Raw genomic sequence first — 25,368 nt, forward strand, 5'->3', positions numbered from 1 at the left:
TGACAGAATTGTGTATACATAATAGTATTCTATTTGTTAACCTTAATTTATAAATGGTTAACAAATAGTCTGCTTTCTTCTGTAATCAAAGCTGAAAGGGCGAGAAGGTATGCAAGAAGAAACATTTTACAGTGTCAGAATGAGAGCTTCTATGAATGGGTCTCACGAAGATGGAGGAAAGCATATATCCGGCGGAGAACGGCTTATCACGTTCGATAATATGAAACATACGGTGAATGCTTTACTAGAAAAAGGCTTATCCCACTCAAGAGGAAAACCGGATTTTATGCAAATTCAATTTGAAGAGGTTCATGAGCCGGTTAAGAAGATTCATCCATTATTAATGAAGACAAATGAAGTAGAATCCCCGGAAGAGGGACAAAGTCTTGCCCGATTCTTATTGGAGAAAGCGGGTGTTCCAAGAAAAGTGATTGAAAATGCATATCAACAAATTCCTGAATGGTCAGGTATCAGGGGAGCGGTGGTGTTTGATATTCACACTGGCGAACGAATTGATCAAACACACGATAAAGGTGTGCGGGTGTCCAGAATGGATTGGCCCGACCTCAATTTTGGACAATGGGCACAACGTTATCGCGCACCATCAAACCCAAGAATAAAAGAGGCCCTTGCACTTGCTTCAAAGGTGAGTGAGCATCCGGCAACCGTTGCAGAATTATGCTGGTCAGATGACCCTGATTACATAACAGGCTACGTCGCGGGTGAAAAATTGGGCTATCAGCGTATTACAGCAATGAAAGAATACGGGACTGAAGAGGGCTGCCGAATTTTTTTTGCTGACGGCTCTGTAAATGTAAACACATACATAAATGATCTCGAGAAGCAGCCTATTTTAATAGAGTGGGAGGAAGATGATGACTCAAAATTTGATAGAAAAAAGTAAAAAACATCTTTGGCTGCCTTTTACTCAAATGAAAGACTATGATGAACATCCCTTGATTATCGAAAGCGGCAACGGAATCAAAGTAAAAGACATAAACGGCAAGGAATATTATGACGGTTTTTCCTCCGTTTGGCTTAATGTGCACGGGCACCGCAAAAAGGAATTAGATGAGGCCATCATAAAACAGCTTGGAAAAATTGCTCACTCCACATTGTTGGGCATGACCAACGTTCCGGCGACTGAACTTGCCGAGACATTAACCGAGATCAGTCCGGAGAAGCTGACGCGTGTTTTTTATTCAGACAGCGGTGCAGAAGCGATGGAAATTGCTCTAAAAATGGCGTTTCAATATTGGAAGAACATCGGAAAGCCTGAGAAACAAAAATTTATTGCAATGAAAAATGGGTATCACGGCGATACGATCGGTGCCGTCAGTGTCGGTTCAATTGAACTGTTCCACCACGTCTATGGCCCGTTAATGTTTGATAGTTATAAAGCTCCGATCCCTTATGTATACCGCTCTGAAAGCGGCGATCCTGTGCAGAGCCGTGATGAGTGTCTCTATGCGCTTGAACAGCTGCTGAAGGAACACCATCACGAAATTGCAGCACTTTCGATTGAATCAATGGTTCAAGGAGCATCCGGCATGATTGTGATGCCGGAAGGATACTTGGCAGGTGTGCGCGCGCTTTGTACAGCTTACGATGTCTTAATGATTGTTGATGAAGTTGCCACTGGTTTTGGGCGTACGGGGAAAATGTTTGCATGTGAGCACGAAAATGTTCAGCCTGATCTAATGGCTGCCGGCAAAGGCATTACAGGAGGCTATTTGCCGATAGCCGTCACTTTTGCCACCGAAGACATCTACCATGCATTCTACGATGATTACAAAGAACAAAAAACCTTTTTCCACGGTCACTCCTATACAGGAAATCAGCTTGGCTGTGCGGTTGCTCTTGAAAACCTGAGATTATTTGAATCTGAAAACATCGTTGAACAAGTCGCTCAAAAAAGTAAAAAGCTCCATTTACTTCTTCAAGACCTGCATGCTCATCCTCACGTTGGGGATATTCGGCAGCTCGGCTTTATGTGCGGCGCAGAACTTGTTCAGTCAAAGGAAACCAAACGGCCTTATCCTGCTGATCGGCGGGTAGGGTACAAAGTTTCTTTGAAAATGAGAGAGCTCGGGATGCTGACGAGACCGCTCGGCGATGTAATTGCATTTCTGCCTCCGCTTGCCAGCACAGCTGAAGAGCTCGAAGCAATGGTGTCTATTATGAAAGAAGCGATCCAAGAGGTAACCAGCCTTGAGCATTGACAGCTGGTTAAGCCGCCGGTTAGACAAAGCGAAGGGAGCCGGCGTATACCGTACACTGCGAACAATGAATGGGCCTCCAATTCCGGAGGTGACGATTGATGGCAAAAATCAAACGGTCTGGTCGTCAAACAATTATTTAGGTCTCGCAAACCATAACCGCTTGATCTCTGCAGCTCAAGAAGCACTGCAGCAATTTGGAGCAGGAAGCACCGGCTCGCGTTTAACGACGGGCAATTCGATCTGGCATGAAAAACTCGAAAAAAAGATTGCCGGCTTTAAACGGACAGAAGCGGCTTTACTGTTTTCAAGCGGCTATTTAGCCAATGTCGGTGTCCTTTCTTCGTTACCTGAAAAAGGGGACGTCATTTTAAGTGATCAATTAAATCATGCAAGTATCATTGATGGCTGCCGCCTGTCTAAGGCTGATACGGTCATTTATCGCCATATCGAAATGGCTGATCTTGAAGAAAAACTGAAAGAAACACAGCGGTACCAGCGCCGTTTTATCGTAACAGACGGGGTATTCAGCATGGATGGCACGATTGCCCCTCTTGATCAGATCATCTCCCTTGCTAAACGCTGCAATGCTTACGTGATCGTTGATGATGCGCATGCAACAGGTGTTTTGGGCGAATCAGGAGGAGGGACGAGTGAACATTTCGGTGTTTGTCCTGACATTGTCATCGGCACGTTAAGCAAAGCTGCCGGAGCGGAAGGGGGGTTCGCTGCAGGTTCAGCGGTATTCATCGACTTTCTGCTGAACCATGCCAGAACGTTTATCTTTCAAACCGCTATTCCGCCGGCAAGCTGTGCAGCTGCCCATGAGGCGTTAGACATCATGGAGGCCAGCAAGGAAAAACGACAGCTTTTATATTCTTATATCCAGATGATCAAAACGAATCTGAAGTACATGGGCTATGTGGTGAAGGGGCATCATACACCGATTATTCCGGTGGTCATCGGCGATACCCGAAAAACGGTCACGTTTGCTGAAAAACTGCAGGACAAAGGAATCTATGCCCCTGCCATTCGTCCGCCGACCGTTGCGCCAGGAGAAAGCCGTATCCGATTAACCATCACTGCTGGGCACAGTATGAGGGATATTGATCATTTGCTGGAAGCATTTCGTTCAATCGGAAAGGAGCTGAACATCATTCCATGAGAGGTTTTTTTGTAACCGGAACAGATACAGAAGTGGGGAAAACGGTGATATCCAGCGGTCTTGCAGCCTTATTGCGGGAAAATAAGATGGATGTCGGAGTATTTAAACCATTTCTAAGCGGGATCTCCCCTCATCATCCAGAGAGCGACACAAGCCTGCTGAAAGAGATATCGCAAACGAGTCTTTCACATGAAGAGATTACGCCTTTTGCATTCAAAGAGCCGCTAGCTCCATACGTTGCAGGAAAGCTGGAGGGAAAGGCTGTCAAAATGGAAGAGGTCTTACGCCATTGGGAGCGGATAAGAGAAAAACATGAATGCTTCATCGTAGAAGGTGCGGGCGGGATTTCTGTGCCATTGGGAGAGGATTTTTTAGTCAGTCATGTCATAAAAGCGTTACAGCTTCCAGTGATTATTGTGGCACGCCCTCATCTTGGAACGATTAATCACACCTTTTTAACTGTTCAATATGCCAAAAGCATGGGTCTTCCAATCGCCGGAATCGTCGTCAATGGAATCAGTGATTCTCCTGATCATGATGAAAAAACCAATCCTGAAATGATTGAGAGCTTATGCGGTGTGCCGCTATTAGGAGTGACGCCAAAGCTGATAAACACAACAAAAGAAACGATTCAGAATATGGTGAAGGACCATATAGATTTATCATTACTGATCAATCGAGTGGGGGCATGAAAATGAATCAATGGATGGAACTTGCAGACCGGGTGCTGGGCGGAGCAGAGGTGACCAACGAAGAGGCGCTTTCGATATTAAACTGTCCAGATGAAGACATCTTGCTTTTGATGCATGGAGCTTTTCACATCAGAAAACGGTTTTATGGAAAAAAAGTAAAGCTCAATATGATTATGAATGCAAAATCAGGGCTCTGTCCGGAAAATTGCGGCTATTGTTCCCAGTCTGCCATTTCAAAAGCGCCGATTGAGAGTTACCGGATGGTGAATAAGGAAACCCTTCTGGAAGGCGCAAAGCGGGCGCATGATTTGAACATAGGTACATATTGTATCGTGGCAAGCGGCAGGGGGCCGTCCAACAGAGAAGTGGATCGGGTCGTAGAAGCGGTACAGGAAATAAAAGATACGTATGGACTGAAAGTTTGTGCGTGTCTCGGATTGTTAAAGCCGGAGCAGGCGAAACGGCTGAAAGAAGCCGGCGTAGACCGCTATAATCATAATGTCAATACATCACAGAGAAATCATTCAAATATTACCACGTCACATACGTATGAGGACAGGGTCAATACGGTTGAGATTGCAAAAACCTCCGGCATGTCTCCATGTTCAGGCGCCATTATCGGGATGAAGGAAACGAAACAGGATGTCATCGATATCGCACAAAGCTTGAAGGCCCTTGACGCTGATTCCATTCCGGTGAATTTTTTGCATGCGATTGACGGCACACCATTAGAAGGCGTAAATGAATTAAACCCGCTGTATTGCTTAAAAGTGCTGGCGCTGTTCCGTTATATCAATCCGTCAAAAGAAATCCGCATTTCTGGTGGAAGAGAGGTCAATCTCCGTTCATTGCAGCCATTGGGGCTGTACGCCGCCAACTCCATCTTTGTCGGAGATTATTTAACGACTTCCGGACAGGAGGAGACGGAGGATCATAAAATGCTGAGTGATTTAGGATTTGAAGTAGAATCGGTCGAAGAAATGAAAGCCAGTTTAAGTGCAAATAGCTGAAAGCAAGAATAGAAGCAATCGGTGTCATGTCGATTGCTTTTATTTTTATGGAGTCAAAATGATGATGTCAGAATCATGAGAGGGAGCATATGACAATTCCAATTTCACTTACACCTTCTGCGTTTTTTAAAAACCCTTATCCTTTTTACGATACATTACGTTCTGCACACCCTTTATGTAAAGGGAATGTTTTGAAGTATCCAGGCTGGTATGTCACGGGATATGAGGAAGCGGCAGCAATTCTGAAAGATACCAGATTCAGAACACGTGTCCCGCTGCCTGAGACCTCCATAAAATATAAGGATTTGAATCATGTCCAGAAGCAGATGATGCTGTTTCAGAATCAGCCTGATCATAGGCGCCTGCGTATGCCGGTCAGCGGGGTATTTACTCCGAGAATGACAGAGGGCTATCGCCCATTTATAGATGAAACTGTCAATCATCTGCTTGATCAAGTGCAAGGTAAAAAAAAGATGGAGCTGATTTCTGACTTTGCTTTTCCTTTGGCAAGCAGCATTATAGCTAAGATCATAGGTGTGCCGGCAGAAGGAAGGGATCAATTTAAAGAGTGGTCGTCAAACCTTGTTCAAACGATTGATTTTACCCGATCAAGAAAGGTGTTAACAGATGGCAATCAGATCACTGTAGTGATGAGGGAGTATTTTAGAGAGCTTATTCAAAAACGAAAACAAAAACCGCAGCATGACGTGATCAGCATGCTGCTGAAGGAAGGACAGGCTGATAAGCTGACGGAAGAGGAAGTGGCATCAACGTGTATATTGCTGGCGATCGCCGGACATGAAACAACAGTGAATCTCATCAGCAACTCAATTCTTTGTCTGCTGCAGCATCGAGAACAGCTTTTGCAGCTCAAAGAAAACCCAGCTCTGATTCATACCGCAGTTGAGGAATGTTTACGTTATGAAAGCCCCACACAAATGACAGCCCGTGTTGCGTCAGAAGATATTGAAATGAATGGCGTAACGATTCGACAAGGGGAGCATGTCTATATTCTGCTGGGGGCTGCCAATCGAGACCCAAAAGTATTCGCGCATGCCAATGAGTTCGATATCACCAGAAGCCCTAATCCCCATCTTTCATTCGGACAGGGCCACCATATTTGTATAGGTTCCTCGCTGGCAAGGCTAGAAGCACAAATTGCAATCAACACTCTTCTGCAGCGCATGCCAGGCCTGCAGCTCGCTGTTTCTGAAGTGCGATACCGGAAGCTAATTGGTTTTAGAACGCTTATGGAGCTGCCGGTTATTTTTTAATCAAGGCTAAAGGAAGCCATGTGAATGCTGAAAACGTGTCATCCCCGGCAAAAATGGGCAATCTATAAAAAAGGGGAGTGAACATATGAGAAAAGTGCTGATCGCCGGCGGAAATGGTGTGATTGGGAGGATATTGGCTAAAGGGCTTATGTCTGAGTACGAGGTGACGGTGCTGGATAAAGACCGCTACGAAGGCTTAGCACCCGCTATTCAGGCAGACGCGTCAAACTATGAGGATCTATTGAAAAAGATTCCGAGAGATACAGACGTGATCGTGAACTTACTCGCTGTCAAAATCAAATACGATGTCATGGACACAGCTGAATTTGAAAAAATGACGGATATTTTTTATAGAGCAAGCTACTATTTGTGCCGCACGGCAGCAGAGCTCGGCATCCCAAAGGTTGTTTTCGCCAGCAGCAATCATGTGACAGATGTGTACGAAAAAGACGGGCGTTCGCTCTTAGGGCGGGAAATCACAACCGACGATTATCCGCTGTCAAAAAATCTATACGGCGTCCTAAAGCTGACCTCGGAACATATCGGCCACCTGTTTTATCTGGAAAATAAGCTCTCTGTCATCAACCTTCGAATCGGAACGGTTGTCACAGATGAAATGGATACACTGCAAGAGAACGACCGGACGAAAAAAACGCTTCTTTCCCACCCGGACTTGCTGTCGATTTTTAAAGCAGCCATTGAAACGAATATCCGTTATGGCACTTATTACGCCGTCTCTGACAATCCCGGCAAGCCGTGGTCGATAGAATCCGCGGTTCAGGAGCTTGGGTTTGCGCCTCAAATGAATACCGCTGAGCTTCTGAAAGAGGAAGAGAACAGCAATAACAGAGCATAATCATTTTCTAAGATTATGCTCTTTTTCTTTTATGATCGGTTTCAAGCCAGTTCCGATGCCGTCGGGCAAGGGACAGTGTTCAAATGATTATAGACACGGCAATCGCACATTTGCTACATTTTAGACACGATATCGTCACAAGCTGCAGCTCGTTTATCAAAAAATGATAACGCTTACAAAAGGAGGTGGGAACGATCGCACATTCACTGAAAAATCGCCTGTTTGATATGTTGATTTACGGATTTTTGCTGATGTTCGCTTTAATATGCGTACTTCCGTTTATTCATGTCATTGCGGCATCCTTTGCCACAGTAGAGGAAGTGGTTTCGAAAAAATTCATCTTAATACCAACCACTTTTTCGCTCGATGCCTATCGTTACATTTTTTCGACAGATATCATTTATAAAAGCTTGCTCGTTTCTGTGTTTGTGACAGTTGTAGGCACGGCGGTCAGCATGTTTCTTTCTTCATTGATGGCTTACGGTTTATCCCGCCGCGACTTAATTGGACGGCAGCCGCTCATGTTTCTCGTCGTATTTACGATGCTCTTCAGCGGCGGAATGATTCCGACTTTCCTGGTGGTCAAATCGCTTGGATTGCTCGATTCTTACTGGGCCCTTATTTTGCCGACAGCGATTAATGCCTTTAACTTGATCATTCTGAAAAACTTCTTTCAAAACATCCCGGCGAGCCTGGAAGAGTCCGCAAAAATTGACGGCTGCAATGATTTGGGGATTTTCTTCAAAATTGTGCTGCCGCTGTCTCTTCCAGCAATCGCAACGATTTCACTGTTTTATGCGGTGACGTACTGGAATACGTATATGACGGCGATCTTGTACTTAAATGATTCAGCTAAGTGGCCGATTCAGGTGCTTTTGCGCCAAATCGTTATTGTATCAAGCGGGGTACAAGGGGATATGGCGGAAATGGGCTCGGGCAGCCCGCCGCCTGAGCAAACGATCAAAATGGCAGTAATAGTCGTAGCGACCATTCCGGTTCTGCTGGTCTATCCATTTATTCAAAAGCATTTTGCAAAAGGGGCTTTGCTGGGGTCTGTCAAAGGATAAAGAATATGAAACGGAGGGATATGATGGGAAACAAATGGAGGGTGCTTCTGATTGTGCTTGTATTTGCTCTCGGCGGAGTGCTGGCGGGCTGTAAAGGGGCTGATCAATTATCAGGCAAGGAGGACTCGGATTCAAAGGTAAAGCTGTCTATGATGGCGATTTTGTATCACCAGCAGCCGCCGAAAGACAGGGCGATCAAAAAAATTGAGAAGCTGACAAATACAGAACTGGACATCACATGGGTTCCTGATGCGGTAAAAGAAGACAGACTGAATGCAGCGCTTGCAGCCGGCAATCTCCCGCAAATCGTGACGATTCAAGACATTAAAAATTCGTCTGTGATGAACGCCTTCAGATCGGGAATGTTCTGGGAAATCGGCGATTATATCAAAGATTATCCGAATTTAAACAAGATGAATAAACTCATTAATAAAAATGTCACAATCGATGGCAAGCTTTACGGGATATACAGAGAGCGTCCTCTCTCAAGACAAGGCATCGTCATTCGGAAGGACTGGCTGGACAATTTGAATTTGAAAACGCCGGAAACGCTGGATGATCTTTATGAAGTTGCCAAAGCGTTTACAGAGAACGATCCGGACAAGGATGGAAAAGATGATACATTCGGATTGACTGACCGAAATGATCTGATTTACGGCGCTTTTAAGACGCTTGGCTCTTATGAAGGCATGCCGACAGACTGGAAGGAATCAAACGGCACATTTACGCCTGATTTTATGACGAAAGAATACAAAGACACGATGGATTACATGAAAAAACTGCGTGATAACGGCTACATGAATAAAGACTTTCCGGTCACAAGCAAAACCCAGCAGCAGGAGCTGTTTTCTCAAGGAAAAGCCGGCATCTATATCGGGAATATGGTGGACGCTGTCAATTTGCGTGACAATGCTTCCGATAAATCAATGGAGCTGGAGATCATCAACCGCATAAAAGGTCCTGACGGAAAAGAGCGTGTATGGGCGTCAGGAGGGCATAACGGTGTATTTGCTTTTCCGAAAACGAGTGTGAAATCAGAAGCCGAGCTGAAACGGATCTTGGCGTTCTTTGACCGAATAGCCGAAGAGGACGTCTACAGCCTGATGACATACGGCATTGACGGGGTCCATTACAATAAAGGAAAAGGCAAAACATTCACAAGAAAAGAAAGCCAGGTAAAAGATTGGCAGACTGATATTCAGCCGCTGTCCGCCTTAATCGCCATCGATAAAGCCTACTTAAAAAACACCGGTGATCCGCTGCGGACAGCGTACGAGGAGCTGACGGAAGACAATGAAAACATCATCGTCTCCAATCCGGCAGAGAGCTTGTATTCCGCCGCGGAGTCTGAACGCGGAGATGAACTGAAAAAAATGATAGACGATGCCACCTATAAATATATGATCGGAGAAATTACAGAAAGCCAGTTTGATAAAGAAGTTGAAAAATGGGAAACAAGCGGAGGAAAGCAGATTATTCAGGAATACGAAGAAGCGTTTAAAAAAACAAAGTAATATTGAAAAAACCCAAAACGCGCAAGCGGTTTTGGGTTTTTATATGCTTCTTTTTTGCTGGCGGTAGTTGCCCGGTGTGATGCCTTCCAGCTTTTTAAAGGACCTGATAAAGTTTTGAGAGTTTTTGTATTTGAGCTTTTCAGCTATGTCTTTCACCGCCATGTCGGATTCAGCCAGCCAGCTTTTTGCCATATGGTGGCGGTAATTTGAGACATACTCGCTGAATGAAATGCCCATTTCTTTTTTGAAAATACTGCTTAAGTAGTTCGGGTTGTAATGCAGCCTGCGGGCAATTTCGTCCAGCGTTAAATCGGATTCAAACTCATGGTGGATGATATGGATTATGTTGTCGGAAATATTTTTATACTGTGCATCGGCCCGGGCATTTACTTTGTCTGTCATCGGATCAATGAATTCTTGCTTCAGCCAGTTTTCGGTATCCTCGAATGTTTTCAGCTCAAAAATTTGGTCATACAGCATTTTGTTTTCTTCAAGCTCAAATAGTTCAATTCCGAGTACATGCATCAGTTCAATGACATGATTCAGAAAACGGGCGATTGCGATCTGAAATTGGTACGGGGTGGTGTTGTGTGTAAAAAACGACTGTAAAATCGCGTGCAGGCATTTGTCTGCTTTCTCCTTGTCACCGGCTTTTACAGCATCAAACAGCTCATGCTGAAGCTGCTTCGGAAAATGGGTTTTGAACGTTTTTTTCTGATCCAGGTCTTCATAAAAGATAATCGATTTGTTTTCTGCTTTCAGCCGGTATTTTAACGCTTCTAAGCCTTCCGCATAGGCGTTTTTCGCCATTGTTAATGCATCAAACGGCTGGCTGACGCCGATGCTGACAGACAGGTGCAGCTCAGCTTCAACTGTATCCTGAATCATCCGGGCAGTATCATTCAGCTCGGCCATAAATGCCTCTTTTGTTCCGCTCTCATTCATCAATATGGTTGCCTGCTGTTTATCGACTACCGCTGGTGCGAGGCGTTTTTCCGCGGGGATGTTCCGCTCAATCAGGCTGTTGACGGCAAACAACAGCAGATCCATATCTTTTTTCTCATACGGTGTCTGATTCAGCGTGTCAATTTGGAGCACCAGCAGGGCGAGATGCCGCCACTTTTGTTTTAAGCCGAGGCTTTCAAAGCGGTTATTGACCTCCTCATCCGTCAGCTTTCCAAGCATAAGCCTGACCATAAAATATTGCTGAAGATGAGTGGCCTGCTGCCTCATTGTTTCTTCAAGGTCGTCGTTTCTGTTTTTGAGCTGCTTGAAACTTTGCTCGATTAATTCAAACTCGTTTTGATGAGGCTGTTTTTCTGGAAAGGCTCCGTGCCGCGCAAATGATTCATAAAGCAGCCGGATCGGCTTATAAAAATGACGGGAGCCCAACCAAGAGAATAATAATGAAAGCGTTAACAAAATGAAGCATACCGCAAAGGTGATCCAGCCGATCGACTTGGCTTCTTTTTTTAGTTCGGGCAGGGAAACGAGAGAAAAATAAGTCCACGTGTTATAGTCTGATTTTTGATAGGTCACTTTATAATGAATGCGGTCAATGACTGTTTCAAACTGGCCGCTTTTGGAGCTTTGCGCCAGCATTTTTTTGACAAAATCGTCGTTCTGAAGAGAATCGCCTATATCAGACAGGTTGTTGTGAAGGATGATACGGCCTTTTTCATCAATGATAAACATGCTGTTTGCGCTTGAATAATCAGGCATATTTTTAACGAGTGAACAGCTTGGAATGCTTGCGGCTGACAGTCCCTTCGTGTTTGTGCTGTTCAGGGGGAGCTGCTTAATCAAATTGATATTATACCGGCAGCTTTCTGAAGCGCCTTCCTTTGTGGAGATCAAACGGTTGTTTTTTTCCAGCGTCCAATACGACCGGCTCGCTTTGTTTTTCGAATACGCCTCGGCTGCTTCATGAAGGGAGTCCGTATTCATGCGGTACAAACCGGAATTGTTCATGTACCAGTTTTTCATATAGCTGACAAGCGTCATGTTGGACAAATCGGTATCAAAGCTTTGCAAATAGTTGAGCTCTTGGTTCACTTGGTCATAGATTTGAAATTGGTCAGAGTGCAAAGGCTCGGACAGTGTGCGGAGGAGAGGCGGCGAACTCACATAGTGGGTTAAAGAATGATCGACGGTTTTTAGGATGTGCTCGATGCTTAGCTGGGTCTGCTGGAGTGTGTCGAGCTTTTCCTCCGAAACGTTGGAGATGGCCGTTTTCTGAGAGTGCTCGTACGAAAACAAACCGACCAAAATGACGGGAATGGTGCTGAGTAAACAAAAAAACGTGATGAGTTTGTAATAAAACTTGTATTGGCTTCTTTTCATAAAACCCCCCATTTCATAACACCTTAATACAATTAATCCAAAGATTGATAGATATTGTCAATAATCATTTTCTAATATTGGTGTCTTTTTTTCAGATAGAGAGACGGAACCCTTGATGACAAAGGGCTCAGGCAGAATGTGATCATATGATTGTAGACGGACTTTTGCACGCTGCGCTACAGTGAAAACAAGAACCCGTGAAAGGAGGCTTTGAAAAAGATGAAAACAGCAGAAGCGCAAGCGCCGGCTGTAGACGCAGTCATTTTTAAAAAAGAAAAAAGAAAGCGCTTACTAAATAAGCTGCTGCAGCAAAAGTTTTTGTACTTTATGATTTTGCCGGGATGTATTTATTTTTTGCTTTTTAAATATGTTCCAATGTGGGGAATCGTGATTGCGTTTCAGGATTATCAGCCGTTTCTCGGCATTTGGGGCAGCGAGTGGGTCGGGCTGAAGCATTTTATCAGGCTGTTTACAGAGCCTACATTTTTTGTCCTGTTAAAAAATACGCTCGTGCTCTTTGCCTTGAATCTGGCCATTTTTTTTCCGGTACCGATTTTATTAGCGCTTCTTCTAAACGAAGTGCGGATCGCACTCTTTAAAAAATTAGTTCAGACACTGATTTATATTCCGCACTTTATGTCCTGGGTCATTGTTGTATCGCTGTCATTTGTGCTTTTGACAGTAGACGGGGGCCTGATTAATGAACTGATTACGTTTTTTGGCGGCGAAAAAATCAATTTTCTGCTGAATGAAGAATGGTTCCGTCCGCTGTATATTTTGCAGGTCATCTGGAGAGAAGCGGGCTGGTCAACGATCATCTACCTGGCCGCAATGACGGCGGTTGATCCTCAGCTTTATGAAGCGGCGAAAATGGACGGAGCGGGACGGCTGCGGCAAATGTGGCATATTACGCTGCCGGCTATCAAAAGCGTCATCGTCGTTTTGCTGATTTTAAAAATCGGGGACACGCTGGAGCTTGGCTTTGAGCATGTATATTTGCTGTTAAACGCCACAAACAGGGAAGTCGCGGAAATTTTTGATACGTACGTTTATACTGCAGGGCTGAAACAGGGCCAATTCAGCTACAGTACAGCGGTCGGCGTATTTAAAGCGGCGGTCGGGCTGATTTTGGTCATGCTTGCGAATCGTTTGGCGAAGAAATTTGGCGAGGAAGGAATCTATTAAGAAAGGGATGGTATCAATGGATCAATCAATTGCTGTAAAGTCGCCTCTTACGTATGCGGAGGCATTGGCAGAAACGATTATGAACACGTATACAGTTGAAGAGCTGCCGCCTGCAAACCGCTGGCACTATCATCAGGGCGTTTTCTTATGCGGGGTTTTGCGTCTTTGGGAAGCAACCGGACAGAAACGGTACTTTGATTATGCGAAAGCTTATGCGGATCTCCTAATTGATGATTATGGCAATCTATTATTTAAAAGAGACGAACTAGACGCGATCCAGGCGGGCCTTATTCTATTTCCTTTATACGACAAGACGAAGGATGAACGCTATGTAAAAGCGGCAACAAGGCTGCGGGGCTTATACGGAACGCTGAACCGAACATCTGAGCAGGGGTTCTGGCATAAGGACGGCTATCCATATCAAATGTGGCTTGACGGTTTATATATGGGCGGGCCGTTTGCACTGAAATATGCCAATTTGAAGCACGAGCCGGAGCTGTTTGACATGGTTGTGCTTCAGGAAGGCCTGATGAGAAAGCATACGAAGGATCCAAAGACCGGGCTCTTCTATCATGCGTGGGATGAAGCGAAAAAAATGCCTTGGGCCAGTCAAGAGACAGGCTGCTCTCCGGAGTTTTGGGCGCGTTCGATCGGCTGGTACGTCATGTCACTCGCAGACATGATTGAAGAGCTGCCTGAGAAGCACCCAACCCGTCATGTCTGGAAAAAAACACTGCAGGACATGCTCGAAAGCATCTGCCGCTGCCAAGACAAGGAAACAGGATTATGGTATCAGATCGTTGACAAGGGCGACAGATCTGACAACTGGCTGGAAAGCTCGGGATCGTGCCTGTATATGTATGCCATCGCTAAAGGAATTAATAAAGGATATCTCGACAGATCCTATAAAACGTCTTTGTTAAAAGCGTATCAAGGGCTGATTCAGCATAAAACTGAAACAACAAAAGACGGTGCGTTTCTCGTCAAAGACATATGTGTCGGAACGTCGGCAGGATTTTATGATTATTATGTCAGCCGCGAACGGAGCACAAACGACCTTCACGGGGCGGGAGCGTTTATTTTGGCGATGACAGAATTGGAAGCGCTTCTCGGGTCAGACGAAAAATGAAAAGATCTCTATGTGCGGCTGTATGTGTGATCGTCTCGTTGCTGTTTTTGGCTTCGTGCTCAAGCAGACCGGACGGCATTCATGTCATCCTGTTTTCAGATATGCAGACAGGCGTACAGGATAACATAAAAGAGGCCGCTGAAAAGAAGGCAGGCAGGGCAGAAATCTTTCCCGCTTTGCCGGAAAAGCTGCTGACTGAAATTACGGCTCACGAGGGTGACGTCTTTATCGTGCCTGAAGACTTGTTTGCAGCATACGATAATCCGGAAAATTTTCAGCCGTTAGACGGATTGTCACTGAAACATTCATCGCCCTATACAGCCGTAAATCAAAAAACGGGAGAAAAAACAGTCTATGCCGTTCTGATTGAGAAAGGGGAAAAACAGCTGAACGGCTATTCTTTTCGGCTGAATCGAAATATGGCGGCGTTTATCCCTGTATACTCCGAAAAAACAGAGGAAGCGCTGCAGCTGATTTCCCAATTAACAGAAGTCCGATAGGGGTGGGGACCATTGAAAAGCATCGTCATTTGCGGATTAAGCAGCAGAGCCCTCAGCATGTTTATCAAACCGCTGCTCAAACAGTTTTCATCCATTTATGAAATTACGGGATTGCTGGATGCCGATCCGAAACGATTCGCCGTCTGCAAAGAGGCATTTCCGGAGCTTGCACAAGTACCGGAGTATAAAGAAGAAGATTTTGACCATATGATGAGCGTTTCGAAGCCAGACATTGTGATTGTGACGGGAAGGGATGACACCCATATCACCTATATATTGAGAAGCCTTCAGTGGGATACGGATGTCATAACGGAAAAACCGATGGTGACGACGGTGCAGGATGCAAAGCGGGTGCTTGAGGCAGAAGCGAAAAGCAAAGGGAAGGTTACTGTCGCGTTTAATTACCGCTACAGTCCGTATCATCGGAAAATCAAAGAAATGATTTTAGAAGGAAAAATAGGAAGGGTCACGTCTGTTGATTTGAATTGGTATATTGATACCTATCACGGCGCCAGCTATTTTAAACGCTGGAACCGATCCAGGCAATTTTCCGGCGGCCTTTCTGTCCATAAATCCACACATCATTTCGATCTGGTGAATTGGTGGCTCGGCCAAAACCCGGCGGAGGTATTTGCTTACGGCGAGTTGAATTACTACGGGCCGGACAGTGAGTGGAATCCGCTGCCGGAAGAAGACGGGCGTTTTTGCGGCACATGCCGGGTCAAAGAGAAATGCCATTACTATGCGAGATGGCACCCCCGTGCCTCTAAAGCTTCAGTAAAGGATGATCATCTTAAGGCGGATGCAGACCAGTCAAGCTTATATACCGCATATCGCCCTGACGCATGCATTTTTGACGAGGAGATCGACATTGAGGATACGTATGTGGCGGCTGTCAAATATGACGGCGGTGCGCTTTTAAGCTACTCGATCACATTTTCCGCTCCGTACGAAGGCTACCGCCTTACGATAAACGGCACAAAAGGACGCATTGAATCAAATGAATTCCATGAGCCTTCCAGAATTCCGTTTGCTTTTCCCGAGCAGACGATTGAGTATTATCCGCTTTTTGAATCGAAGCAGACCATTCAAGTCGTCAAAAACGAGGGAGGACACGGCGGAGGTGATCCGCTTTTGCTTGCTGATCTATTTATAGGCAAAGATCCGCTGCGCCAGTATGACATTTTGGCCGGAGCCGAAGCCGGAGCCTATTCTATCGCGGTCGGTGAGGGAATATGGCGCTCCGTTGTTGAAAAAAAACCAATTGATATTAAACAGCTTTTTCATATGCAAAATGTATAAAAGCGAAGAGGAGGGGCTTTCGTGGAACATGACGGATCAATGGCACGGGTGCTGCGTTTTTGCGAGTGGATCATGAGGTTTGCGTATACCAATTTGCTTTGGCTGCTTTTTACGATCATCGGTCTCGGAGTGTTCGGTGTCATGCCCGCGACTGCCGCTTTATTCGCTGTTATGCGAAAATGGATTCAGGGTCAGGATCACGTTCCGGTGCTGCCGACCTTTTGGCGGGAATACAAAGCTGAATTTCTCCGTTCCAATCTGATCGGTGCTGTACTGGTGTTAATCGGTTTGATCATTTATATCGATTTGGCCTTTATTTACCCGAGCCACTTCTTATTGCATATCCTGCGCTTTGCTATTATGATATTTGGCTTTCTGTTTGTATCAATGCTTTTTTATGTGTTTCCGCTGCTCGTCCACTTTGATTGGAAAAAGCGCCTGTATTTTAAGTTTTCCCTCTTGCTGAGTGTGGCGTACTTACAATATACCCTCGTCATGCTTGCGCTGACGGTCGCGCTCTTTTTCCTGCTGGCTTATCTGCCGGGAATTGTCCCTTTTTTCAGCGTCAGTCTCATCAGCTACTGCCACATGAGGATCGCTTATGCCGTCCTGGTGAAGCTGGAGCAGCAGGACCATGAACCGGCAAAGAAACATCCTACACCAGAAGCTTTTTATCCGGAGACGAGGTAAACATTTCTCTATCATATATTGATTCCAAACGGAATAGATTGATAGAGAAAGGAGAGCGGATAAATGCTGAAGGTGGCAGTGTTTGATGAAGAGCATGAAAAAGATTTGCAAACGGAGATCAATTCATTTTTAAAAGGAATATCGGAAGAGCAGCTGGTTGATATCAAATATACGGTTTCAGCGGCGTGTGACCCTGAAGGCGAGCAGCTCTACTGTTTTTCCGCACTCATTCTATATCGAAAATAAAAAAAGATCTTCCCGCGGACTGCGGAAAGATCTTTTTTATGGTTAAGCCTTTTTCACTCTTGGGCTTCTCGGTTTCTGGAATTTCTCTGCTGCTCTGATTTCTCTTCGTTCTCTTGCCAATGCTTTATAAAGAGCAGCAATCATGAGCAGGATAACAATTGAAAATGGCAGTGCCGCCAGAATCGCTGTGTTTTGCAAAGCGGCAAGTCCGCCGGAATACAAGAGCGCAGCTGCCATAGCAGACTGAATGATACCCCAGCTGAGTTTGACTGAGTTAGCCGGGTTTAATGAACCGTATGTCGTCTGCATACCAAGGACAAATGTCGCTGAATCAGCTGATGTAATAAAGAACACGGCGATCAGGATCAATGCCAGGATAGACGTGATCATCGTCAGCGGATAGTGATCCAGTGTTCCGAACAGCATCGTTTCGGAAGACAGCTTCGCCACATTAAAGATCCCTTTTTGCTGAAGGTCCATTGCGGAAACACCGAAAATGGAGAACCATAGGAAAGCCAAAATACACGGTGTCACCAGGACGCCGATCAAAAATTCACGGATTGTCCGGCCTCGGGACACACGGGCGATGAAAATGCCGACAAATGGAGACCAGGAAATCCACCATGCCCAATAGAAAATCGTCCAGCCGTTGATCCATTCACGTTTGCCTGGATCGTTCGGTGCCAGTCTGAAGCTCATTTGAACAATGTTTTGAATATACTGCCCAATTGAATCTGTAAATGAGTTCATGATCAAAACGGTAGGTCCGACAACCAGCATAAACAGCATCAGCAATCCGGCTAGCACCATATTGGTGTTGCTTAAATATTTAATGCCTTTTCCGAGTCCGCTCCAAGCCGATAGTAAAAAGAGCACTGTTACAATGACAATTAAAATCAATTGAACGATAAAATGATTCGGAATTCCGAATAGGTAATTCAATCCGCCGTTAATTTGAGTTGCGCCGATCCCCAGACTCGTTGCAACGCCGACAACTGTAGCGAAAACAGCAATACAATCAATCAGTTTACCGATCGGGCCGTTTACTTTATCGCCGAGAATCGGAGTCAGTGTGCTGCTGATTAATCCAGGCGCGTCTTTGCGGAATTGAAAATATGCGATACATAATGCCACGACGGCATATATGGCCCAAGCGTGCAGTCCCCAGTGGAAAAACGTGTACCGGAGTGCATCTCTGAAGGCTTGGGGGGTTTCTGTTTCACCTGATGGAGAGCTAATTGCGTAATGGCTGATCGGTTCAGCCGCACCATAGAATACTAAGCCGATCCCCATGCCTGCACTGAACAGCATGGCAAACCAAGATAATAACCCGAATTCCGGTTTTTCATCCGGTTTTCCCAGTTTAATTTTTCCGATCGGGCTGACGATTAAAAAGAGACAGAACCCGACAAACAAAGAGACAACTAATAGATAATACCAACCAAATGAATCTGTTATAAACGATTGTGCCGATTGAGATACGTTTTGCAGGCTGGCAGGAGAAATAACGCCCCACAAAACGGCTGCGGCTGTGATGACAATCACAATCCAAAATACACTAGATATATTCTTCAAACATTCTCACCCTCTGACTTTTTTGTGTACGCCTATATCTTCCTCGCAGGCTTAGTATGGTCGTACGATGGCAGATCATTCCTTCCTGTAAATTACCCCGCAATCAGGTGAAACAAAACAAATCTCAGCCTAACATTTTTGCGGGGAATTTTCAAATGCCCGGCATGCTGTAAGAGTTTGTTAAGTCTAATGTTTACGTACGGGAAAAGCGTCCGGCATTCAGTCCGGCGAGTCTGCCTGTGACGAGCGCAGATGTGATATTGTATCCGCCTGTATAACCGTGAATATCTAAGATTTCGCCGCAAAAATACAGGCCGTCCATTTTTTTAGACGCCATCTTTTTCGGGTCAATCTCCTTCACCGATACACCGCCTCCTGTGACAAACGCTTTGTCTAGAGACAGCGTGCCGTTTGCGAGAACGGTAAATTGCTTGCAGTCTTTAACAAATTGTCTGAAAGGCTCCTTCGGCAGCTCAGAAAATGATACGTTCGGTGAAATGCCGTTTTTTTCGAGCAGGAAAAGAAGGTAGCGCTCCTGCATCCAAGGCTTCAGCACATTTTTTAACGCTTTTTTCGGCGCATCTTTCAGCTCCTTGTACATCTTTTGGAATAGCGTTTCTTCATTGATATCCGGAAACAAATCAATTCTGACGGGCACTTCTGGCTGTTTTTTCAGCTCTTTCACGATAAACTGGCTGCACCTGAGTATGGCGGGGCCTGAGAGGCCGAAATGAGTAAAAAGCATGTCCATCTTATGTGTGATAATGGCTTTGCCTTTTTTGTTTAATACACTGACGGCGACACCTCTGAGCGATAAACCCTGCAGTGTTTTTTTCTTAATAAACGGCTCGGCAGATGTGACGGGCACCTCTGTCGGGAATAGCTCTGTTATAGTGTGGCCTGCGGCTTCGGCCCATTCATAGCCATCACCCGTGCTGCCGGTATGGGGAACGCTTTTTCCGCCAACCGCGATAATGACTGCCTGACTATGAATCACTTCGCCATTATTCGTCACAATGCCTGCTGTATGTCCATCTTCATATGTAACAGATTTGATTTTTTCGTTCGTTCTGATCGTCACACGCAGCTGTTTCAGCCTATTTAACAGCGCGTCGACAACACTTTGCGCTTTGTCTGTCACCGGAAACATCCGGCCGTGATCCTCTTCCTTCAATTTGATCCCGAGATTTTCAAAAAACTTGATAATATCTTCGTTATTAAATTCAGAAAACGCACTGTATAAAAAACGGCCGTTGCCGGGGATGTGCTTAATAATTTCTTCGACAGGAAGGCGGTTTGTCACATTGCAGCGGCCGCCTCCGGATATGGCAAGTTTACGGCCTAACTTATTTCCTTTATCTATTAACAAAACATCAGCACCCTGTTCCCCGGCTGCAATGGCAGCCATCAGACCTGAAGGGCCTCCGCCGATTACAATTACGTCATACTGCTTCATCTTTATCATCAACTTTCTTTTTACATTTCGTGTGCGGAACGCTGTCCGCAGTACTATTATAGCGAAAGACAGGTTCTGCTTAAACGTATTTTGCCGCAAACTTGCATTGTTCCTGAGATTGCTTTTGTATTTATTACCGTCTATATGCCCAGTTGTGTTAAAATAGAAAAGTTGAATCTTCGTAGAAAATGGTGATGAAGAAACATGTCAAGCAAACTGTTAAGAGGCACGTTTGTGTTAACGCTCGGTACATATATTTCACGGATACTGGGAATGGTTTATTTAATTCCTTTCAGCATCATGGTCGGAGCGACAGGCGGTGCGTTATTTCAATACGGATACAATCAATACACTTTATTTTTGAACATTGCCACAATGGGCTTTCCAGCCGCCGTTTCTAAATTTGTTTCCAAATATAATTCCAAAGGGGATTATGAAACAAGCAGAAAAATGCTGAAGGCGGGCATGTCGGTTATGCTTGTAACGGGAATGATTGCCTTTTTCATACTATATTTATCTGCTCCGTTTTTTGCGGAAATATCGCTTGGGGGCAAAGATAATAACGGTTTGACGATTGATCATGTCGTATATGTCATCCGCATGGTCAGCTTAGCGCTTTTAGTCGTGCCGATTATGAGTCTTGTGCGCGGATTTTTCCAAGGTCATCAAATGATGGGGCCGACGGCTGTCTCTCAAGTTGTTGAGCAGATTGTCCGCATCATCTTTTTATTGAGTGCGACCTTCTTGATTTTGAAAGTCTTAAACGGCGGCCTAGTGATCGCTGTCGGTTATGCAACCTTTGCAGCGCTGATCGGTGCCTTCGGCGGGCTGATCGTATTGTATATTTATTGGAACAAACGAAAAGGCAATCTGCTGGCGATGATGCCTAATACGGGGCCGACAGCAGATTTAAGCTACAAGAAAATGTTTTTCGAGCTCTTCAGCTATGCCGCTCCCTACGTGTTTGTCGGACTAGCTATCCCTTTGTATAACTATATTGATACAAATACGTTTAACAAAGCCATGATTGAAGCGGGGCATCAAGCTATCAGTCAGGACATGATGGCCATTCTGACACTTTACGTGCAGAAGCTCGTGATGATCCCGGTTTCTCTTGCGACGGCATTCGGACTGACCTTAATCCCGACGATCACAGAATCGTTTACAAGCAGAAACTACAAGCTGTTAAATCAGCAGATCAACCAGTCGATGCAGACGATCCTGTTTTTAATTATTCCGGCTGTTGTCGGTATATCGGTATTAGCAGGCCCTGTGTATACGTTCTTTTACGGATCAGAGAGCCTTCATCCTGAATTGGGGAAAGACATCCTGTTTTGGTATTCGCCAGTTGCGATCTTGTTCTCTTTGTTTACTGTCAACGCCGCCATATTGCAGGGCATCAATAAGCAAAAATTTGCGGTTGCCAGTCTTGTGATCGGTGTCGTGATCAAACTTGTGCTGAATGTCCCGCTGATTAAGCTGATGCAGGCTGACGGCGCTATTTTAGCTACGGCACTCGGGTATACCGCTTCACTTATATACGGATTTATCATGATCAAACGGCATGCCGGCTATTCGTATAAAATATTAGTGAAACGGAGCGTTCTGATGCTGCTCTTGTCAGCTGTGATGGCGATAGCCGTTAAAATCGTCCAGTGGGTGCTAAGCTTTTTCATCTCCTATGAGGATGGCCAGATGCATGCTGCGATCGTCGTGCTGATTGCTGCTGTGGTCGGCGGAGCTGTCTACCTGTATTGTGCTTATCGTTTAGGGTTTTTACAGAAAATATTCGGCCGCCGTTTACCGGGGTTCTTAAAGAAAGGCAGACATGCCGCTGATTAACAGAATATGTTGAAACAGAGGGCTCGCTTGATGCGGGCTTTCTTTTATAGGAAGGAGAGATTGGCATGAGACTAGATAAGCTGCTTGCCAACAGCGGGTATGGTTCGAGAAAAGAGGTCAAATCGATTGTGAAAGCGGGAGCCGTCATGGTCGACGGAAAGCCGGCAAAAGATGTCAAGGCGCACGTGGACCCTGATGCGCAGGAGGTGACCGTTTATGGCGAGCCGATTGATTACCGCGAGTTTATTTATATCATGATGAATAAACCGCAGGGCGTGCTGTCAGCGACTGAGGACAGCCGGCAAAAGACAGTGGTTGATTTGCTGACGCCGGATGAACTTAGATTCGAGCCGTTTCCTGCCGGCCGGCTTGATAAGGATACAGAAGGATTTCTGCTGCTGACAAATGACGGTCAGCTCGCTCACCGGCTGCTATCGCCGAAAAAGCATGTTCCGAAAACGTATGAAGTCCACTTAAAGTCGCAAATTTCGCCAGAAGAAATCACCAGCTTAGAGACTGGGGTATTTATTGAAGGCGGCTACAAAACAAAGCCGGCACAAGCAGAAATAAAGGCAAACGATAAAGGGCATACCGTGATATACCTGACGATAACAGAAGGGAAATATCATCAAGTCAAACAGATGGCAAATGCTGTCGGCAATGAAGTCATTTATCTGAAGCGGCTCTCAATGGGACGCGTATCCTTGGATCCTGCTCTGGAGCCGGGAGAATACCGTGAGCTTACAGAAGAAGAACTTGAAAGGCTGAACGAGCCGCAAGCATGAAAAAAATCCCGCATCACACTGCGGGATTTTTTTATTATATATAAGCACACAAAAACAAGGCTAAGAACGTTTCCTCGCCCTGTATCTATCAGGCCGCTCACAGGGCGGCCCTATGTAATTTTTAATGTTATGAGGTAATCTTTACTTTCTTTCTCGTTGTCTCCCATTTGCCACGGCTTGGACTATGAACAAGATCATTATATGCTAACACATTTAAGTCTCTTTGAATCGTTCTAGGTGTAATGCCGAATTCGTCAACCAGTTCCTGTGTTGTCACAAGGCCTTTCTCTTGAATAAACATGTAAACTGATTTGATTCGAGTTAGCATACGGTTTGTTGAAGGTTTCAAAAAACCACTCCCTATCATAAGATCGGATGGACTTGACTAACCACAACTCACGACTATCAACTGCGTACGAAATAGCAACTAAGGCAGACATCTGTAATATTTAAATAATTCGCCTTCATTATACACGATTTCGCCGCAGTGAATCTAGGAATAAGTATGATAAATTTTTTCCAATTTGAGTTTGGCCGCCATCCTTGTTGGATTACTATGTATTTCAGCACAATATTATTATGGATAAAGAAACTTTTTTTATTCCGTTTCGTATGTGATTAAGGGGGTGAGTGAGATTGAGAATGTTGTTGGAAGCATCAATAGAGCAAGCAGGGTATACAAACCGAAAAAAAGTGCTCACCAATGTTTTATTGGAAGTCAGAGAAGGGGAGCTTGTCGGGTTGATTGGAGCGAATGGCGCTGGAAAAAGTACAGCCATCAAGGCGATACTCGGCCTCTCGCAAGACTTTAAAGGGACTATCGCTTGGAATGATTGCTCGTTTGCTTATATTCCGGAGCACCCGTCCTTTTATGAGGAATTAACGCTGTGGGAGCATCTCGACCTGATCAGCACTTTGCACGGCATTGGTCAGAGTGAATTCGAATATCGGGCCCAAAGTCTTCTTGAAACATTTTCGCTTGATCATGTCATGCATGAGCTGCCGGTGACGTTTTCGAAGGGTATGCAGCAAAAGCTGATGCTGATTCAGGCCTTTCTTTCTAAGCCTGATATGTATGTGATTGATGAACCGTTTATCGGCCTTGACCCGATATCGACAAAACGCTTTGTGGACATGCTGAAGGCTGAGAAAGATAGAGGAGCCGGCATTCTCATGTGCACACACGTACTTGATACAGCGGAAAAAATCTGCGACCGGTTTTACATGATTGATAAAGGTTCTTTGTTTCTTCAGGGAACGTTAAAAGATATTCAAGAGCAGACAGGGTTAGACGGGCAGTCATTGCTTGACTGTTTTTATACGGCGATTCAAGGAGAAAAGGCATGAACGGGCGGTCTCTCTTTTTTCGAAGGTGGATGGATTTTTACCGATATCAGTTTAAGGTGCTGCATGCTGTCATTGATTGGACGGTTGCGCTCTACATTGTCCTGCCGGCGCTTGCTTTTGTGATTTATCAGTATGTGGAGTGGTCAAACGGAAGCGGTCTTCTTTACGAGTGGTCTGAGAGAGTCGAATGGAGATGGTTATACGCTGTCGGTATACTGATTGTTTGCACAGGCTCCATCCATACTTTTTTACTGGAAGCGGACCAGGTGTTTTTGCTGCAAAAGAAAGCGATCATTCGCCAGATGAAACAATACGCATTGGTGTATTCTATATTGTTCACGTTCGCCAAGTGGCTGTTGCTCTTTTTTCTTTTTCTTCCCTTTATCATTGATTCTGTTCGCGTCACGATTCCAGAAAGCGCTGCTCTATTGATCTATGCATTCGGTCTTCATACGCTCTTTTTATCCTTGAAGCAGGACAGGGTCAGAAAACCAAGATCTATTTGGAGACAGATTGCAGACTTTTTTCTCAAGGCTGTACTTTTGGCATGTTCTTTTCTCATGATTACCTTTACCGAGTGGCACTTGCTCTCGCTTGCCGGTGTTTTGTTTTTTATTTTTGCTTTCATACGCAGTTTGAAAAAGACGGCTTCATTTTCGGCTTTTGAGGCAGAGGTGCTTGAGGAGAAAAAAATCAGGCTCACTCTTGCAGGTCTTGTAATGATGACGAGCCAAGATGTGAGAATGCCGAGAGTAAAGGACAGGATGAGGAGAAAACCACTATTATTCCGGAATTCAAAAAGGATATTTAAGGAACGGACAATGTATACAATTTATAAGGAATTGTTTTTTAAAGTCATGCTGAGGAATGGGGAGTATGCGAGGCATCTGTATATGCTTTTGTCGGCTTTTACGGTTTTAACAGTCATTTCCCCGATCGTTCTTAAGGTGATTGCGCTGCTGGTTTATACAGGTGTTTGTCGTTATGTGCTTTCGCTTATTTTTGATAAAGTGATGGATGCGCCGATCTTAATTGGGGCTGATAAGGAAAGTGATGAATACTACCGGGCCAGAAAAAGCTGTGTGAGCACGCTGCACTATGCTTGTGTTGCCTGCTGCTTTTTGGCGGCTGCTATCTCTTTTTTGGTGAAATAAAAACCCAAACGGATGCC

23 protein-coding genes are annotated in these 25,368 nt (G+C 45.1%); 19 read left to right on the plus strand and 4 right to left on the minus strand.

The genetic code is table 11. From position 1 onward, the window contains the following. The first annotated feature begins 109 nt into the window (after positions 1–109). The 9 genes from bioW to UJ203_RS00495 all read left to right on the plus strand — a co-directional run bounded on the left by bioW (position 110) and on the right by UJ203_RS00495 (position 9,797). Positions 110–904: a 6-carboxyhexanoate--CoA ligase gene (bioW, locus tag UJ203_RS00455; RefSeq protein WP_322008373.1), complete on the plus strand. Its 795-nt coding sequence runs from the start codon at positions 110–112 to the stop codon at positions 902–904. Beyond that, positions 876–2,222, plus strand: a complete 1,347-nt coding sequence (gene bioA, locus UJ203_RS00460) for an adenosylmethionine--8-amino-7-oxononanoate transaminase (RefSeq protein WP_322008374.1) — start codon at positions 876–878, stop codon at positions 2,220–2,222. Before bioW ends, bioA begins: the two co-directional genes overlap by 29 nt. Then, positions 2,212–3,384, plus strand: a complete 1,173-nt coding sequence (gene bioF, locus UJ203_RS00465) for an 8-amino-7-oxononanoate synthase (protein WP_322008375.1) — start codon at positions 2,212–2,214, stop codon at positions 3,382–3,384. Before bioA ends, bioF begins: the two co-directional genes overlap by 11 nt. Next, positions 3,381–4,076 (plus strand): dethiobiotin synthase, encoded by a 696-nt coding sequence (gene bioD, locus UJ203_RS00470; protein ID WP_322008376.1) that lies wholly within the window; start codon positions 3,381–3,383, stop codon positions 4,074–4,076. The genes bioF and bioD overlap by 4 nt, the downstream gene beginning before the upstream one ends. A gap of 2 nt (positions 4,077–4,078) precedes the next feature. Continuing rightward, positions 4,079–5,086: a biotin synthase BioB gene (bioB, locus tag UJ203_RS00475; protein ID WP_105990185.1), complete on the plus strand. Its 1,008-nt coding sequence runs from the start codon at positions 4,079–4,081 to the stop codon at positions 5,084–5,086. 89 nt (positions 5,087–5,175) lie between these two features. After that, positions 5,176–6,360, plus strand: coding sequence for a cytochrome P450 (locus UJ203_RS00480; protein ID WP_322008377.1), 1,185 nt, complete (start codon positions 5,176–5,178; stop codon positions 6,358–6,360). An 85-nt stretch (positions 6,361–6,445) separates the two neighbouring features. After that, positions 6,446–7,216, plus strand: a complete 771-nt coding sequence (locus tag UJ203_RS00485) for an NAD(P)-dependent oxidoreductase (protein WP_322008378.1) — start codon at positions 6,446–6,448, stop codon at positions 7,214–7,216. Between the two features lie 206 nt (positions 7,217–7,422). Then, on the plus strand, positions 7,423–8,283 hold the full coding sequence (locus UJ203_RS00490; protein ID WP_322009432.1) for a carbohydrate ABC transporter permease: 861 nt from the start codon (positions 7,423–7,425) through the stop codon (positions 8,281–8,283). Positions 8,284–8,306: 23 nt separating this feature from the next. Beyond that, positions 8,307–9,797, plus strand: a complete 1,491-nt coding sequence (locus UJ203_RS00495) for an extracellular solute-binding protein (protein WP_322008379.1) — start codon at positions 8,307–8,309, stop codon at positions 9,795–9,797. Positions 9,798–9,836: 39 nt separating this feature from the next. On the opposite strand, the gene UJ203_RS00500 is transcribed toward UJ203_RS00495, so the two are convergent. Then, positions 9,837–12,152 carry a helix-turn-helix domain-containing protein gene (locus tag UJ203_RS00500; protein WP_322008380.1) on the minus strand — a complete coding sequence of 772 codons (2,316 nt, stop codon included), beginning with the start codon at positions 12,150–12,152 and terminating at the stop codon, positions 9,837–9,839. Between the two features lie 207 nt (positions 12,153–12,359). Here UJ203_RS00500 and rmgP point away from each other — a divergent pair, with 207 nt between their 5' ends. From rmgP to UJ203_RS00530, 6 genes are all read left to right on the plus strand, one after another. Further along, complete coding sequence (rmgP, locus tag UJ203_RS00505) at positions 12,360–13,325, plus strand: polygalacturonan/rhamnogalacturonan ABC transporter permease (protein WP_322008381.1); 966 nt, start codon at positions 12,360–12,362, stop codon at positions 13,323–13,325. 7 nt (positions 13,326–13,332) lie between these two features. Further along, positions 13,333–14,454, plus strand: coding sequence for a glycoside hydrolase family 88 protein (locus tag UJ203_RS00510; protein WP_227598118.1), 1,122 nt, complete (start codon positions 13,333–13,335; stop codon positions 14,452–14,454). Beyond that, on the plus strand, positions 14,451–14,954 hold the full coding sequence (locus tag UJ203_RS00515; protein ID WP_322008382.1) for a lipoprotein YteS: 504 nt from the start codon (positions 14,451–14,453) through the stop codon (positions 14,952–14,954). The genes UJ203_RS00510 and UJ203_RS00515 overlap by 4 nt, the downstream gene beginning before the upstream one ends. A 12-nt stretch (positions 14,955–14,966) precedes the next feature. Further along, entirely contained in the window at positions 14,967–16,256 is a 1,290-nt protein-coding gene (locus tag UJ203_RS00520; protein ID WP_322008383.1) for a Gfo/Idh/MocA family protein, read from the plus strand. 21 nt (positions 16,257–16,277) lie between these two features. Then, positions 16,278–16,946, plus strand: coding sequence for a YesL family protein (locus UJ203_RS00525; RefSeq protein ID WP_322008384.1), 669 nt, complete (start codon positions 16,278–16,280; stop codon positions 16,944–16,946). A gap of 63 nt (positions 16,947–17,009) precedes the next feature. Beyond that, entirely contained in the window at positions 17,010–17,192 is a 183-nt protein-coding gene (locus tag UJ203_RS00530; RefSeq protein WP_003325003.1) for a sporulation protein Cse60, read from the plus strand. A 42-nt stretch (positions 17,193–17,234) separates the two neighbouring features. Here the strand turns inward: UJ203_RS00530 and opuD are convergent, their stop codons facing one another. Both opuD and UJ203_RS00540 read right to left on the minus strand, forming a co-directional pair. After that, positions 17,235–18,767 (minus strand): glycine betaine transporter OpuD, encoded by a 1,533-nt coding sequence (gene opuD / locus UJ203_RS00535; protein ID WP_322008385.1) that lies wholly within the window; start codon positions 18,765–18,767, stop codon positions 17,235–17,237. 193 nt (positions 18,768–18,960) lie between these two features. Next, the gene (locus UJ203_RS00540; protein WP_105990443.1) at positions 18,961–20,223 is read right to left on the minus strand and encodes an NAD(P)/FAD-dependent oxidoreductase; all 1,263 of its coding nucleotides are present in this window, start codon (positions 20,221–20,223) and stop codon (positions 18,961–18,963) included. A 204-nt stretch (positions 20,224–20,427) separates the two neighbouring features. Between UJ203_RS00540 and murJ the strand changes: the two genes are divergently transcribed. After that, complete coding sequence (gene murJ / locus UJ203_RS00545; protein WP_305935055.1) at positions 20,428–22,065, plus strand: lipid II flippase MurJ; 1,638 nt, start codon at positions 20,428–20,430, stop codon at positions 22,063–22,065. A gap of 65 nt (positions 22,066–22,130) precedes the next feature. Further along, on the plus strand, positions 22,131–22,850 hold the full coding sequence (locus UJ203_RS00550; RefSeq protein ID WP_322008386.1) for a pseudouridine synthase: 720 nt from the start codon (positions 22,131–22,133) through the stop codon (positions 22,848–22,850). Positions 22,851–22,977: 127 nt separating this feature from the next. Here UJ203_RS00550 and UJ203_RS00555 read toward each other — a convergent pair whose 3' ends face one another. Next, complete coding sequence (locus UJ203_RS00555; RefSeq protein ID WP_003152337.1) at positions 22,978–23,199, minus strand: DeoR family transcriptional regulator; 222 nt, start codon at positions 23,197–23,199, stop codon at positions 22,978–22,980. 287 nt (positions 23,200–23,486) lie between these two features. Here UJ203_RS00555 and UJ203_RS00560 point away from each other — a divergent pair, with 287 nt between their 5' ends. Beyond that, on the plus strand, positions 23,487–24,197 hold the full coding sequence (locus tag UJ203_RS00560) for an ABC transporter ATP-binding protein (RefSeq protein WP_322008387.1): 711 nt from the start codon (positions 23,487–23,489) through the stop codon (positions 24,195–24,197). Beyond that, positions 24,194–25,351: an ABC transporter permease gene (locus UJ203_RS00565; protein WP_322008388.1), complete on the plus strand. Its 1,158-nt coding sequence runs from the start codon at positions 24,194–24,196 to the stop codon at positions 25,349–25,351. Before UJ203_RS00560 ends, UJ203_RS00565 begins: the two co-directional genes overlap by 4 nt. Positions 25,352–25,368: the final 17 nt, after the last annotated feature.

This window comes from Bacillus sp. V26 (assembly GCF_034296245.1).
GTDB lineage: Bacteria > Bacillota > Bacilli > Bacillales > Bacillaceae > Bacillus > Bacillus halotolerans.

Bases quoted from the DNA above. Each gene is read 5' to 3' on its own strand.
- bioW (WP_322008373.1), top strand. From the start codon at position 110: ATGCAAGAAGAAACATTTTACAGTGTCAGAATGAGAGCTTCTATGAAT.
- bioA (WP_322008374.1), top strand. From the start codon at position 876: ATGACTCAAAATTTGATAGAAAAAAGTAAAAAACATCTTTGGCTGCCT.
- bioD (WP_322008376.1), top strand. From the start codon at position 3,381: ATGAGAGGTTTTTTTGTAACCGGAACAGATACAGAAGTGGGGAAAACG.
- bioB (WP_105990185.1), top strand. From the start codon at position 4,079: ATGAATCAATGGATGGAACTTGCAGACCGGGTGCTGGGCGGAGCAGAG.
- UJ203_RS00480 (WP_322008377.1), top strand. From the start codon at position 5,176: ATGACAATTCCAATTTCACTTACACCTTCTGCGTTTTTTAAAAACCCT.
- UJ203_RS00485 (WP_322008378.1), top strand. From the start codon at position 6,446: ATGAGAAAAGTGCTGATCGCCGGCGGAAATGGTGTGATTGGGAGGATA.
- UJ203_RS00495 (WP_322008379.1), top strand. From the start codon at position 8,307: ATGGGAAACAAATGGAGGGTGCTTCTGATTGTGCTTGTATTTGCTCTC.
- UJ203_RS00500 (WP_322008380.1), bottom strand. From the start codon at position 12,152: ATGGGGGGTTTTATGAAAAGAAGCCAATACAAGTTTTATTACAAACTC.
- rmgP (WP_322008381.1), top strand. From the start codon at position 12,360: ATGAAAACAGCAGAAGCGCAAGCGCCGGCTGTAGACGCAGTCATTTTT.
- UJ203_RS00510 (WP_227598118.1), top strand. From the start codon at position 13,333: ATGGTATCAATGGATCAATCAATTGCTGTAAAGTCGCCTCTTACGTAT.
- UJ203_RS00515 (WP_322008382.1), top strand. From the start codon at position 14,451: ATGAAAAGATCTCTATGTGCGGCTGTATGTGTGATCGTCTCGTTGCTG.
- UJ203_RS00530 (WP_003325003.1), top strand. From the start codon at position 17,010: ATGCTGAAGGTGGCAGTGTTTGATGAAGAGCATGAAAAAGATTTGCAA.
- UJ203_RS00540 (WP_105990443.1), bottom strand. From the start codon at position 20,223: ATGAAGCAGTATGACGTAATTGTAATCGGCGGAGGCCCTTCAGGTCTG.
- murJ (WP_305935055.1), top strand. From the start codon at position 20,428: ATGTCAAGCAAACTGTTAAGAGGCACGTTTGTGTTAACGCTCGGTACA.
- UJ203_RS00550 (WP_322008386.1), top strand. From the start codon at position 22,131: ATGAGACTAGATAAGCTGCTTGCCAACAGCGGGTATGGTTCGAGAAAA.
- UJ203_RS00565 (WP_322008388.1), top strand. From the start codon at position 24,194: ATGAACGGGCGGTCTCTCTTTTTTCGAAGGTGGATGGATTTTTACCGA.